Annotated in this window: 12 protein-coding genes; 8 read left to right on the forward strand and 4 right to left on the reverse strand. The window is 62.1% G+C overall.

Translation table 11 applies throughout. The annotated features are described in order from the left end of the window. Positions 1–41: 41 nt before the first annotated feature. The 5 genes from AC0L4F_RS04775 to AC0L4F_RS04795 all read left to right on the forward strand — a co-directional run bounded on the left by AC0L4F_RS04775 (position 42) and on the right by AC0L4F_RS04795 (position 5,248). Positions 42–1,244: an endonuclease/exonuclease/phosphatase family protein gene (locus tag AC0L4F_RS04775; protein WP_244685882.1), complete on the forward strand. Its 1,203-nt coding sequence runs from the start codon at positions 42–44 to the stop codon at positions 1,242–1,244. A gap of 21 nt (positions 1,245–1,265) precedes the next feature. Then, complete coding sequence (gene pcaD, locus AC0L4F_RS04780) at positions 1,266–2,054, forward strand: 3-oxoadipate enol-lactonase (protein WP_244685884.1); 789 nt, start codon at positions 1,266–1,268, stop codon at positions 2,052–2,054. Further along, positions 2,047–2,754, forward strand: coding sequence for an alpha/beta fold hydrolase (locus tag AC0L4F_RS04785; protein ID WP_244685886.1), 708 nt, complete (start codon positions 2,047–2,049; stop codon positions 2,752–2,754). Before pcaD ends, AC0L4F_RS04785 begins: the two co-directional genes overlap by 8 nt. 96 nt (positions 2,755–2,850) lie before the next feature. Continuing rightward, positions 2,851–3,939 carry a zinc-binding dehydrogenase gene (locus AC0L4F_RS04790; protein WP_244685889.1) on the forward strand — a complete coding sequence of 363 codons (1,089 nt, stop codon included), beginning with the start codon at positions 2,851–2,853 and terminating at the stop codon, positions 3,937–3,939. 79 nt (positions 3,940–4,018) lie between these two features. Continuing rightward, positions 4,019–5,248 (forward strand): mandelate racemase/muconate lactonizing enzyme family protein, encoded by a 1,230-nt coding sequence (locus AC0L4F_RS04795; protein ID WP_244685891.1) that lies wholly within the window; start codon positions 4,019–4,021, stop codon positions 5,246–5,248. 38 nt (positions 5,249–5,286) lie between these two features. Here AC0L4F_RS04795 and AC0L4F_RS04800 read toward each other — a convergent pair whose 3' ends face one another. Together AC0L4F_RS04800 and AC0L4F_RS04805 are read right to left on the reverse strand one after the other, a co-directional pair. Further along, on the reverse strand, positions 5,287–6,546 hold the full coding sequence (locus tag AC0L4F_RS04800; protein ID WP_244685894.1) for a DUF1963 domain-containing protein: 1,260 nt from the start codon (positions 6,544–6,546) through the stop codon (positions 5,287–5,289). A gap of 242 nt (positions 6,547–6,788) precedes the next feature. Beyond that, positions 6,789–7,523: an ImuA family protein gene (locus tag AC0L4F_RS04805; protein ID WP_244685896.1), complete on the reverse strand. Its 735-nt coding sequence runs from the start codon at positions 7,521–7,523 to the stop codon at positions 6,789–6,791. A gap of 192 nt (positions 7,524–7,715) precedes the next feature. Between AC0L4F_RS04805 and AC0L4F_RS04810 the strand changes: the two genes are divergently transcribed. Both AC0L4F_RS04810 and AC0L4F_RS04815 read left to right on the forward strand, forming a co-directional pair. Next, entirely contained in the window at positions 7,716–8,759 is a 1,044-nt protein-coding gene (locus tag AC0L4F_RS04810; protein WP_244685898.1) for an aldo/keto reductase, read from the forward strand. A gap of 149 nt (positions 8,760–8,908) precedes the next feature. Further along, positions 8,909–9,601, forward strand: a complete 693-nt coding sequence (locus tag AC0L4F_RS04815) for a thermonuclease family protein (protein WP_244685900.1) — start codon at positions 8,909–8,911, stop codon at positions 9,599–9,601. A 129-nt stretch (positions 9,602–9,730) separates the two neighbouring features. Here AC0L4F_RS04815 and scpA read toward each other — a convergent pair whose 3' ends face one another. Continuing rightward, on the reverse strand, positions 9,731–11,860 hold the full coding sequence (gene scpA / locus AC0L4F_RS04820; protein ID WP_244685903.1) for a methylmalonyl-CoA mutase: 2,130 nt from the start codon (positions 11,858–11,860) through the stop codon (positions 9,731–9,733). Positions 11,861–12,004: 144 nt separating this feature from the next. Here scpA and AC0L4F_RS04825 point away from each other — a divergent pair, with 144 nt between their 5' ends. Further along, positions 12,005–12,532 (forward strand): DUF4174 domain-containing protein, encoded by a 528-nt coding sequence (locus tag AC0L4F_RS04825; RefSeq protein ID WP_244685905.1) that lies wholly within the window; start codon positions 12,005–12,007, stop codon positions 12,530–12,532. Positions 12,533–12,862: 330 nt separating this feature from the next. Here AC0L4F_RS04825 and AC0L4F_RS04830 read toward each other — a convergent pair whose 3' ends face one another. Beyond that, positions 12,863–13,567 (reverse strand): hypothetical protein, encoded by a 705-nt coding sequence (locus tag AC0L4F_RS04830; RefSeq protein WP_244685907.1) that lies wholly within the window; start codon positions 13,565–13,567, stop codon positions 12,863–12,865. Between the last annotated feature and the right edge of the window lie 7 nt (positions 13,568–13,574).

Here is a 13,574-nt window from a genome sequence, read left to right on the forward strand (position 1 = left end):
CGCAATGTTTCCCTGACTGCAACAGCCGCAGGAGCGTCGCCATGACAGATTTCACCATTGCCTCTTTCAATGTCAAAAACCTGATCGGACCAGACAAGGAATATTATAAATTCCAGACCTACACCCCCGAGGAATACGCCTGGAAAAAGGATTGGCTGGCCGATCAGATCCTGACCATGGATGCGGATATCATCGGGTTTCAGGAAATCTTCGAAGAAGATGCGCTGAGCGATGTGATCAACGAGGCCGATCAGCGTGGCGAGACGTTGAATGCAGCCGCCATTCCCGACCGCTCCAAACGCTACCACAAAAAGGCGATTTTCCGCAAATTGGCCTACCGGTCGTATGACAATGCCGCGCTGGCCTTTGCGCCGAATTTTGCCGACCAGCATCAGCCCGGAAAGCGGCGTCCCGGTTTGGCGATCCTGTCGCGGTTTGGCTTTGTTGGGGATCCCGAGATGATACAGGATCTGGAGGAACCGCTGACCATTCCGTTTCAGCCCCTGCGGGGTTTGGAAGCCGAAGACAGTGGCCAATTTACCCTGCATCGCCTGTCGCGTCCCGTCCTTCTGGCGCGGGTGCCAGTGGGGGAGCAGGTGATCACGGTCATCAACTGCCACCTGAAATCCAAGCTTGGGGAATATCTGACACCGGCGGGGGCGGAATTTGCGCCCGAGCAGGACCTGTCACATTACGATCCGCTGGGCCGTGCGCTGGGCAGTCTGCGGGCGGCGCTTCGCCGCATGGCCGAGGCATGGGTGCTGCGACGCTTGATCGTGGGCGAGCTGGAGCAGGGCAATCCGGTGATGGTCCTGGGCGACTTCAACGACGGTGAACATGCGGTCAGCTCGGAAATCATCGCAGGCGAAGTGCCGTTCAAGAATTATTCCTGGATGCTGCGCCACGATGCCAAGACCCCGAACGACCGCTATACCCGCGAGGAAAACCTGCAAATCACCGAAGCGGTTGACCGCCTGCGGCTGCATTCGGCAGAGAAACTCTTTGTGCGCAAATCCCTGCGCGACATGGTCTATACCGCAGCCTTTGGCGGCAATTTCGAATCCATCGACCAGATCTATCTGTCGCGGCATTTCCACCCGGATTTTGCCGGGCGGGTCGGCCAGATGGAATATTTCAGCGTGTTGAATGATCATCTGACCGATGGCAGCCACCCAGAGGCGCCATATAACAAACTGGCCTCGGATCACGGCCAGATCATCGCGCATATGCGTCTGAACGACTGACGCGCAAAGAGGGGGCACAGCATGGCCTTTGCAGAGATAAACGGATGCGGGTTGCATTACCGTGAAGACGGGGACCCCGACGGCGCGGCGCTGGTCTTTGGCAATTCGCTGGGCTGTGATTTGCGGATCTGGGATGATGTGGTGGCGCAATTGCCGCCGGGGCTGCGGATCTTGCGCTATGACATGCGCGGGCATGGCTTGTCGGAGTGTCCGCCGGGGCCCTATGGCATGGGCACATTGGTGCGCGATGCCGAGGGGCTGATGGATCATCTCGGTCTGCGCGATGCTGTTTTTGTCGGCTTGTCGCTGGGCGGCATGGTGGCGCAGGGGTTGGCGGTCAAGCGGCTGGATTTGGTGCGCGGGCTGGTTCTGGCCTGTACTGCGGCCAAGGTCGGCACCGCGGCGCAATGGCAGGAGCGGATTGCGACGGTTCAGGGCGACGGCATCGCCGCGCTTCTGGATGCCACGATGGAGCGTTGGTTCACCGCCGGATTTCGCGCCACGCCCGACATTGGCCAGTGGCGCAATATGGTCGCGCGGCAACCGGCCGAGGGCTATGCCGCATGTTGTGCCGCGATTTCCGGCACCGATTTCTATACCCCGACCGCCAGCCTGCGCTTGCCCTGTCTGGGCATCGCCGCCAGCGAAGATCGCGCCACGCCGCCGGATCTGGTGCGCGAAACCATTGCGTTGATCCCCGGTGCGCGGTTTGAATTGCTGCGCCGGGCGGGGCATTTAGCCTGTATCGAACAGCCAGAGGCCTTTGGCGAATTGGTCAACGCATTCCTGCGGGATATCGGCCATGTCTGACATCCTGTTGATTCATGGCTCCTGCCACGGGGCCTGGGCCTGGGATGCGGTCCTGCCGGAGCTGGCGGCCTTGGGGCATGATGCGCGGGCGATTGACCTGCCGGGGGCGGGGGCCGATCCGACGCCACATTCCGCGATCACCTTGGCGCAGTATACCGATGCAATCCTGGCGGCGCTGGGCGCGCATACCGTGGTGGTCGGCCATTCCGCAGCAGGTTACCCGATCACCGCCGCCGCGGAACGCGCCCCGGAAAAGATCGCAAAGCTGATCTATCTTTGCGCGTATGTGCCAGAGCAAGGGCGGTCGATGCTGGACCTGCGGCGGGATGCGCCGTCGCAACCGGCCCAGCGTACCTTTGCCAAATCGGACGACGGGCTGAGCTATGTCGCCCTGCCTGCGGCGGTGCCGTTGTTTTACAGCGATTGCCCGCCGGATCTGGCTCGACGCGCGGCGGCGCAACTCTGTCCGCAACCAATCGCGCCACAGGCCGAGGTGCTGAAGCTGAGTGAAAACTCACATCACATGCCGCGCCATTATATCCGCTGTACCAGGGACCAGACGATTCCGCCGCAGCATCAGGCCGCGATGGTGGCGGACTGGCCCGCGCAGCATGTGCATGCGCTTGATACCGGGCACTCGCCGTTTATTTCAGCGCCAAGGCAATTGGCCGATTTGATTGACCGGCTCTGTTCCGCCTGATCTGCTTGACCAAACGTCGCTTTGCCCCGGCGTGGCAATTCGGTGCTGGTAACACGGGGGCGCATTTGCTTGTCTGGCTGAAAACCGGAGGGTGACATGCAAAAGATCAAAGCAGCCGTGCAGCGGACCTTTGGCGCGGCGATGCAGATCGAGGATCTGATGTTGCGCGCGCCCGGCGCAGGCGAAATCACGGTGACGCTGGATGCGGTGGCGATTTGTCATTCCGACATCACCTTTGCCGAGGGCGGCTGGGGCGGGGCGCTTCCGGCTGTCTACGGGCATGAAGCGGCGGGCCGGGTCACGGCGCTGGGCGCAGGTGTGACCAGCGTGGATCTGGGGGATTTTGTGGTTGTCACGCTGATCAAACCCTGTGGCACCTGCGCCAATTGCGGCGCGGGACGGCAGACGATCTGTGACAGCCAGGCAGAGGCAGAGCCGAAACTGTTTGACGCCGACGGCACGCCGGTTGCCGCCGCCATGAATTGCGGTGCATTCGCCGAGCAGGTTGTGGTGGATCAGGCTCAGGTGGTGAAGCTGCCCGCCACAATGCCCGCCGAGAGCGCGGCGCTCTTGGCCTGTGGCGTGATCACCGGCGTTGGCGCGGTGGTCAATGCCGGGGCGTTGCGCGCAGGCGAGGACGTCGTGGTGATCGGCACCGGCGGTGTCGGGCTGAACGCCATTCAGGGCGCGCGGATTGCCGGTGCACGCCGGATCGTGGCGGTGGATATGAGCGCGCAAAAGCTGGACATGGCGCGGGATTTTGGCGCCACACATGGGGTGCTGGCAACCGGCGCGCATCCCTGGAAAGACGCAAAAGCCGCCCTTGGCGGGCGCGGTGCGGATGTGGTGGCCGTGACCGTCGGGCTTACTTCAGCCTATGACGACGCGCCGCGATACCTTGGCTGGGGCGGGCGGATGGTGATGATCGGCATGCCGCATACCGGGGCCATGGCGCAATATGAACCCTCGGTCAGCGCCTATATGGGCACCGCGATGGTGGGGTCGAAAATGGGGGATGTGGTGATTGCGCGCGATATTCCCTGGATGGCCGATCTTTACGCACAGGGGCGGTTGCAACTGGATGAGCTGATTTCCGGGCGGTATCGTCTGGACCAGATCAACGACGCGATTGCCGATACCCGGACTGGCGCGGCGCGGCGCAATGTGATCCTGTTTGGATCATGACGCGCGGCGCTGTTGACCTGGGCCGGAACGCGGCTCCTCATGCTCTTGCGGGCATTCTTCGCCATCAGGAGGGTTTGGCATGAAACTGGCCGATCTTGAAGTCATCGTCACCGCCCCCCCGGCGCCGGGCTGGGGCGGACGGTATTGGATATTGGTCAAGCTGACCACAGATACCGGCATCACAGGCTGGGGCGAATGTTATGCGACCTCGGTCGGGCCGGTGGCGATGACAGCGGTGATCCATGACGTGTTTGACCGGCATATGGCCGGCGACAGCCCGGAAAACGTCGAGCGGATGTTTCGCCGCGCCTTTTCCAGCGGGTTTACCCAGCGCCCGGATCTGACCGTCATGGGGGCGTTTTCCGGGTTGGAGATCGCGTGTTGGGATATCGTCGGCAAGGCGCGGGATCGGCCTGTCTGGGCGCTTTTGGGGGGGATGATGAATGAACGGCTGCGGGCCTATTCCTATCTCTATCCCTTGCCGCATCATCCGCTGCCAGATTTCTGGACCTCGCCCGAAATGGCCGCCGAAAGCGCGGCGGATCTGGTGGCGCGCGGCTATACGGCGGTGAAATTCGACCCCGCCGGACCCTATACCATGCGCGGCGGCCATATGCCGGCGCTCAGCGATATTTCCATGTCGATGGCGTTCTGCGAGATGGTGCGCGATGCGGTCGGGGACCGGGCCGATTTGTTGTTCGGCACCCATGGTCAATTCACCACCGCGGGCGCGATCCGGTTGGGGCAGGCGATCGAAGCCTATCAACCGCTGTGGTACGAAGAGCCGATCCCGCCCGACAATCTGCATGAGTTTTGCAAGCTGGCCGAGGCGCTGCGCATTCCAATTGCCACCGGGGAACGGCTGACAACGCGGGTGGAATTCGGGGCTGTGTTGCAATCGGGCGGCGCAAGCATTCTGCAACCGGCATTGGGGCGATCGGGGGGGATTTGGGAAACCCGCAAAATCGCGGCCATGGCCGAGCATTTCAATGCACAGATCGCACCGCATCTGTATGCCGGGCCGGTGGAATGGGCCGCCAATATCCATCTGGCGGCCACCATCCCGAATTTGTTGATGATCGAGACCATCGAAACCGATTTCCACCGCGATCTGATCCGGGGCAGCCTTGGTGTCGAGGCGGGGTTTGTCACGCCGCCGACCGCGCCGGGACTGGGGATCGAGGTGGACGAAGCCCTTGCACGGGCCCATCCCTATCACGGGGATGGCCTGCATCTTGAGATGCAGGAGGCGCCCTGTGACTATGTCAATGGCAATGCTTTCGCGGGTGGGGCGCCGGTCAAGGGGTGACCGCGCGCCTTGCTGTGATCGCCAATGCGCGGCGCAGCTTATGCCGGATCAACGTCATCCTGCCACAGCACCTGGCCCTTGGTGAAATCACCCTGGGCCAGTGCGGCGAGCGGCAGGCAGAAATCCAATGCCTCTGCCCCCCAATCCCAACCGGTCAACAGGTTCGACGGCAGGCGCAGCAATGTCGCCAATTCGCCCTGTGTCGTGGCATGAAGCGCCCCGGCTGAACAGGTTGCGCCATGGGCCAATTGCGCCACATCCGCGGACCAGAACGCGCGGGCGGCCGGTGGCATCATATCGGGGGCCTGTGCGACGGCAGCACGGGCAAGGTTCGCCAGTTCCTGCTGCCAGTCTTCGGCCCAGCGGCTGCGCGGTGTGCCGCGTGGCGCCCATGCCGATTTGGTGGCGGGCACGTTGCGCTGGTAGATACGGATCGGGGTGTCGGGTACACCTTCCTGCGCGAGGTCCGGGGCTGCTTCGGTCTGGAACAGCGGCAATTTCACATGTTCAAGCGCCGCACAGATCAGGGCCAGAGCCTCAGGCGGGAGGTGGTCACCCGCATGTTCCAGTTTGCGCTCCAGCCGGACGAGGATCGCGCGGGCGGTGTCGACATCGGCCGCACCGCTGAGCAGGATGGCGGGGTTGGCAATCCGGCGCTGGCCGGTGGTCACGACCTTGGGTTTGGCGCGCAGGATATTGCCCCAGATGCCATTTGCGCCGGGCTGCTCGGGTTCGGGTGCTGGCGCTGGGGTTTTCTGGTCGGCCTGCAACTTGGTCAGAAAGGCGTCGCTTTCGTCCAGAACCCGGTGCAGTGCCGCGATCAGCGACCGCACCGTCGCCAGATCAATTGGCTGACAGCCGGGATGGGCCAGGTCGAACCCCGTCGGGGCGGCGATTGTGACCGGCGGCTGTGGCATGGGGCCAATCTGCAAGTCCCAGCGCGGAGCTTGCGCGGCGCTTTGCCAACGCAATGTGGTGTCCAGCGGCGGGGTGGCGGTGTCGCCGAACGCCGGGCTGTGGATCAGGATCGGCGCGCCGTCGTGGGTCAGAAATACCCGCAACCAGCCGCTTTGCGGGCCATATCCGCGCCATGTTTCTTTGGGCAGTCGGGACAGGTTAATCTGGGCGAGGAAGCCGGCCGGGATGCCGCCGGCCATCGGCCAGTCGAGGTCATCGGGCAGGGTGGGACGTCCGCCGATCCAGCCCGCCGGTGTTGCCGTTTGTTGATGCGTGCTGCCGGTTGCGACCGGGTGCAGCCAGGTTACGTCATCTTGTGGGGCATGGGCGCGCTGTGCCATCGTCGTCTCCTTTTGTTGATTTTTGTTTGATCAGTCGAATTTGTGGAAAATGCGGCATTAGCGCGGCATTCAGGCGGTTTGCGGCGCAGGTCGGGTGTATTTTCGTGGGTTTTGATCAAAATGTTTGATCGGGCACATGTCGCCATCTTTGGCGGTGTTTTTAGCGCTATCACCGGTCGGGTGCGTCTTGAGACGTTGATCCCGGTGGGGTGAGCGGGACAGGGCCGCCTGCCAACGGTGGTTCAGTGGCGGTTTGACCTGCCATTTGCTGCGGTCGGCGCAAAGGCCGACGCGGGTGCCGACACAGAACTCGGCGCAGAGCCCGCGCATGTGTCAGGGGCCTGCGTGTCAGGGGGGATCTTGTCAGGGGGGAGCCTGTCGGGGGCGGAAACAGAGAGCAGCTCTGGCCCGTCTGCACCTTGTTGTACCCGCCAACTGCGGACCGGCGCGGTGCGGGCCCGCAGCCGGGTCAACCGCCAGCCGGGCGTTTCGGGGGTATGGGCCGGGGTCAGCGACCAGCGGGTTTCCACCCCGGGTGCCCCGCCAGATGCGCCCCCCGCTGCGCTTTCGGATGTTGCGCCCGATCGTCCCGGTGTCAGCAGAAGCCCCAGCGGCTTGCCGCCCAATGCCTCTGCCCCGGCTTCGGCCGCCAGATGCATGCGCCGCACCTGAGTCAGGCTGGGAAAGCCCGGCAGATCACCCACCACCAGCGGCACCGCCCCCGACCGCAGCACTTCCTCCAGCGTCCACAGGATGTCCTCGGCACGTTTCGGGCGGACAAACAAAAACCGCTCCGGTGCGCAGATCTGTGCCAGACCGGTGGCAAAGAGATCATCACGCTCCCATGGGGGGGAAACCCAGATCACCGGGCCGGGACCGGAGCGTTGCACCGCATCGGCGATCCAGACCGCCAGGGTGCGCCGGGCCAACCCACAGATTTCATGTACCCGCATCTGCGCCAGCGATATGTCCCCCATGACCGTAAGGGCCGGGCGGCTTTTGTGCGGCGCGCGCGTCAGAAGGGCGTGATGGCAACTCATGACCGCATAATATATGTTCGCTAAATGTTCTCAAGCGTGACGGCGCGCAAGCCTGGGGAAATTTCCGGGGTTTATCTTTTGCCAGCGCACGTTAGGGTCCGCAAAATTGAAAAAACGGAGGCGGATGCCATGAAGATGAACCCACTCGGCCAGACGGGAATGACCGTGTCGGAATATTGCCTCGGCACAATGACATTCGGCACCCAGACGTCCCCCGACGTGGCCCATGCCCAGATTGATCGGGCGCTGGACGCAGGGATCACGTTTGTCGACACCGCCGAAATGTACCCGGTCAACCCGGTCCGCGCCGAAACCGTGGGCCGGACCGAGGAAATCATCGGGGACTGGATTGCCCGCACCGGGCGGCGCAGTGACATGATTTTGGCCACCAAACATTCCGGCGAAGGCCAGCCTCATGTCCGCAACGGGGCGCCAATTACGTCAAAGACAATTTCTGGTGAAATTGACGAAGCGTTGGCGCGGCTGAAAACCGACTACATTGACCTTTATCAGTTTCACTGGCCCAACCGCGGTTCGTTTATGTTCCGCAAGAACTGGACATTCGATCCCACGTCACAGGATCGCGCGGCGATCATGGACGACATGGAAGACTGTCTTGGGGCGCTGCAAAAAGAGATGGAACGCGGCCGCATCCGCGCTTTTGGTCTGTCGAACGAAACGGCCTGGGGCACAACGCAATGGATCGAAGCCGCCAAACGGGTTGGCGGGCCGCGCGTGGCCTCTCTGCAGAACGAATATTCCTTGATGTGCCGGTTGGCGGACACCGATTTGGCGGAAATGTGCTGGAATGAAAATGTCGGCCTGTTGCCCTATTCGCCGCTGGCCTGTGGGTATCTGACCGGCAAATACAGCGGTGGCGCCGTGCCCGAAGGATCGCGCATGTCGATCAATGCCGAGATGGGCGGACGGGTGGGGCCACTGTCGTTGGCGGCGGCAGATGCCTATGTTGCCCTGGCGCGGGACTATGATCTGGATCCGGTGCATATGGCCCTGGCCTGGAGCGCACAGCGCCCCTTTGTGGCGTCGTCGATCTTTGGGGCCACAACCCTCGCGCAATTGGACCACCTGTTGGGGGCAATTGACCTTGAGTTGAGCGAAGAGCTTCTGACAGCGATTGATACGCTGCATCGCGCCCACCCGATGCCCTATTAATCCCGCCGCGAACGGAGGATCGCGCCATCTGGGCGCTGCTGGGGGGGTGCTGGGTGTTGTTGCGTCGTAGATACAATCCAGCAAGGTTTGATTAACCTTTCTTAACAAATCGGCTTGTGTGACCGGGGTGCCGGTCACACATTAACGAAATGTTAAGAATTTGTTCCCGACTCGTTCCAGCTGCCGCCGCTGCCCTGATCTGCGCCTGCGCCGGGCTGACCACCGCTGTTGCGGCAGCCCCGGCAGAGGTTTCCGGGGCCGCGCGGGTGATTGATGGCGACACTTTGGATGTCGCCGACCGTCGTATTCGGCTGTTCGGGATTGATGCGGTGGAAAAGGATCAAACCTGTCGCCACCCGGTTGATGGCGATTGGCCTTGCGGGCGAGAAGTGACCCGACAGGTGGCTGTCTGGTTGGATGGCAAGACATTGCACTGTGTGCCCCAATCCGTGGATCGCTATGGTCGCCAGGTCGCAATATGCACCCTGGATGGCCAGGATGTCGGGCGCGCGCTGGTCCGGGCCGGATTGGCCTTTGCCTACAAGAAATATTCCACGCTGTACGCCTCTGACGAACGCCGCGCCCTGGCGGCGGGGCGGGGGCTCTGGACCTCGGTTGTGGTCCGCCCCGATACCCATCGTGCCGCGGCCCGCCCAGAGCCCCAGATCGCCCCAAAAGGATGCCAGATCAAAGGCAATATCGCATCAGATGGCACGCGAATCTATCACATGCCGGGGCAGGCATTTTACGCCAACACACGGATTTCCCCCAAAAAAGGAGAGCATTGGTTCTGTACCGAGGCCGCCGCCCGCAAAGCCGGATGGCGGCGGGCAAGGCGCTGAGGCACCGCTCTTCAAGCCCCTGCGGGCTTTCTTCGCGGATATTGATCCGGCCTTGATCTTCTTCTCTGCAAAAATACGCCCGCCGGAGGCTCCTGACCTTGCGGTCAGCGCTCCGGCAGAGGTTTTCCCTTAGCTGCGCGCCTCTCGGATCAGACGCAGGATATCCTGGGCTGCGGTGGGGATATTGGTGCCGGGGCCAAAGATCGCCTTGACCCCCGCCGATTTCAGGAAATCGTAATCCTGTTGCGGGATCACGCCACCGCAGATCACGATGATGTCGCCCGCGTCATTGGCCTTCAGCGCCTCGATCAATTGCGGCGCCAATGTCTTGTGACCTGCCGCTTGCGACGAAATACCGACCACATGCACATCGTTGTCGATGGCATCCTGGGCCGCTTCGTCCGGGGTCTGGAACAGCGGGCCAACGTCGACGTCAAAGCCAATATCGGCAAATGCGGTGGCAATCACCTTGGCCCCGCGGTCGTGCCCGTCCTGGCCCATTTTCACCACCAGCATGCGGGGGCGGCGGCCTTCTTCCTCGGCGAAATCCTCGACCGATTTCTGGATCGCGGCAAAGCCTTCGTCGCCTTCATAAGCCGCGCCATAGACCCCCGCGAGGGTTTTGACCTCGGCGCGATGCCGTCCGAATTCCTTTTCCATCGCCATGCTGATTTCTCCTACGCTGGCACGGGCGCGTGCGGCCTCGACCGCGGCCTCCAGAAGGTTGCCGCCTTCCTTGGCGCGGCGGCCAAGCTCTTGTAATGCGGCATCACAGGCGGCCTGATCGCGCGATCCGCGAATGCGGTCCAGTCGGGCAATCTGGCTGTCGCGCACCGCCACGTTGTCGACATCGAGAATGTCGATCGGGTCTTCCTTGTCCTTGCGGTATTTGTTGACGCCGACGATCACCTCGTCGCCTTTGTCGATCATCGCCTGACGGGTCGCGGCGCTTTCCTCGATCCGCAGCTTGGGCATGCCACTGGCCACGGCCTTGGTCATGCCGCCCATTTCTTCGACCTCTTCGATCAAGGCCCAGGCCTTTTCGGCTAGATCATGGGTCAGCTTTTCGACGTAATAGGACCCGGCCAGCGGATCGACCACATTGGTGACCCCGGTTTCCTCTTGCAGGACCAACTGCGTGTTGCGCGCGATCCGGGCCGAGAAATCGGTGGGCAGGGCAATCGCCTCGTCCAGCGCGTTGGTGTGCAGCGACTGCGTGCCGCCCAGCACCGCCGACATCGCCTCATACGCTGTGCGGATGACGTTGTTGTAGGGATCTTGCTCTTGCAGTGACACACCGGAGGTCTGGCAGTGGGTGCGCAGCATTTTCGAGCGGTCATTCTTGGCGCCGAATTCAGTCATGATGCGGTGCCAAAGCAGGCGCGCGGCGCGCAGTTTCGCGGCCTCCATGAAGAAGTTCATGCCGATGGCAAAGAAGAACGACAACCGGCCTGCGAATTTGTCGACGTCCATGCCCGCATCAATCGCGGCACGCACATATTCGCGGCCATCGGCCAGCGTATAGGCCAACTCTTGCACCAGGTTCGCCCCGGCCTCTTGCATGTGATAGCCGGAGATCGAGATCGAGTTGAATTTCGGCATGCCCTCAGAGGTGTATTCGATAATGTCCGAGATGATGCGCATCGACGGTTCGGGCGGATAGATATAGGTGTTGCGGACCATGAATTCCTTCAGAATGTCGTTCTGAATGGTGCCCGCCAGCAGTGCCTTGTCGTGGCCCTGTTCCTCACCCGCGACAATGAAACTGGCCAGGATCGGAATCACCGCGCCGTTCATTGTCATCGACACCGACACCTTGTCCAGCGGGATGCCGTCGAACAGGATCTTCATGTCCTCAACCGAATCGATGGCCACGCCGGCCTTGCCGACATCGCCCACGACACGCGGATGGTCGCTGTCATATCCCCGGTGGGTGGCCAGATCGAAGGCCACCGAAACCCCCTGTTGCCCGGCGGCCAGGTTGCGGCGGTAAAAGGCGTTGGATTCTTCCGCTGTCGAGAAGCCGGCATATTGCCGGATGGTCCAGGGGCGACCGGCATACATCGTGGCCTTTGGCCCGCGCGTGAAGGGTGCAAACCCCGGCAGGCTGTTCATATGCGGCAGGTCTGCGGTGTCTTCGGCGGTATAGAGCGGGCTGACCGGAATGCCCTCAAGCGTGTTCCAGGTCAGGTCCTCCAGCGGGCGGCCGCGCAGTTCCTTTTCGGCCAGCGCTTTCCAGTCATCCTTGGTACGGGTCATGGGGTGTCCTTTCATATTCGGGGCAGGGTGTGATGCGGGGCGCATGCCGCGCGCCTGCGAATTGGGTTGCTTTGGCGGGTGTTCACGCCATTCTCGGTCGCAATTGCCTGACCAGCACCTATATGCTGGGTACAAGGAGGACCCATGGCCCAGATGTACCGCGTTCTGATCGTTGTTTTGGCCTTTGGCCTGTCACCTGCCTTTGCGCAGGAGGAAATGGCCGTGGCCCAGCGGGCCGATGATGTCACCGCAGCCCCCGTTGACGAAGGCCCCGAAGAGGACCCGCAAGGGACCGAAGAGGGCGTTGCGGTGGAAGACAGCGTAATCCAACCTGCCGGTTTGCATGAGTTGGACGAATACCTCTGGCTCAAACGGCCCTTGGTGGTGTTTGCCGACGGGCCAAACGATCCGCGGTTCACCCAACAGATGGATCTGCTGAATGAACGGCTGGAAGATCTGGCTATTCGCGATGTCGTTGTGCTGACCGATATTGATCCAACTGTGCTCAGCCCGTTGCGCGAAAAACTGCGTCCGCGTGGTTTCATGCTGGTGTTGATCGGCAAGGACGGCAGCGTATATCTGCGCAAACCTTTCCCCTGGTCGGTGCGCGAAGTCACCCGATCCATCGACAAGATGCCCCTGCGCCAACAAGAGATCCGCGATCGCCGGTAGGGGCGGGGCTTATTGAAATGGCAAGGGTTTTGCCCTATATATAAAGCAGGACCACAGCCGTGGACCGCATCCATATGCAACAAGGAGTAAGGGCCATGAGCAAGATTTATGAACCCAAACTGCCGAAACGCGACCCCGAAGCGCCGATCAGCGGCGATTTCTGAACGTTTCCTTTCCGTTGGGCGAATCATTCGTCGCCCTCCGGCTGTATGCTTTTATTCAATCCCGATCTCTTGAAGGCGCGTGCCTTCTCTTCCGGTAGCCCAAGCGCCACGTTTATGGCGATTTGTGCCGCCATGCCCCAGCGCAGGGTAACAATGCGCCGCCGGGTCAGCTCCTGGTGAATCGCAATGCGCGGCTTGGCGCCAGATTGCGAAAATCCTCGCCCCGCATATCCTCGATCAAGGACCGCAGGTCTTCGTATTCCGTGTAAAATCGCAGGACCGGGCGGATGGTGGCCGGCGACAAAAGCGAAATTGAGTCCGACACCGCGTTGAACACGATCGGCGGGCTTTCCGAGGTCGAAAACGGCAGATAGGCATTCGGCCCAAGGCCCGAGGTGGCCATTTTCTGTTGGACGATCTTGGCATTGACATGGATCGCCTGATTGTCGATCTTGCTCAGGATATTATAGGTCTCGCTTTGCAGCGCCGTCAGCGTATCGCGCCGCCGGTCGGCCCGATCACCGCCCCGGCGTTCCTCTTGCAGCACATAGGTGGTCATCCACCCCGCCACGATGATCAGGCCGGCCAGGATCGCCTGGCGCAGCCGCACGTCGAGCGCCGTTTCCGAAACCACCCAGATCATCGGCAGCAGGATGGCCAGCACCACCGGCAGCAACACCACCAACCCGCGCCGCAACAGCCGCAGAAGATCGCGTTCCCTGCGCAGGCGATAGGCGGCCAAAAGCGCCACCAGCGCCAGAAAGACCGCCGCCAGCCCCGCCATGCGGTCGGCCAGGACAACGCCGGTGGTGGCGAAGCTCAGGCCCAGCCACACCGCCAGAAAGGTTGCTATCCAGCCCAGCGCCACCATGTCGGGA

This window comes from Marinovum sp. J2-8 (assembly GCF_055808435.1).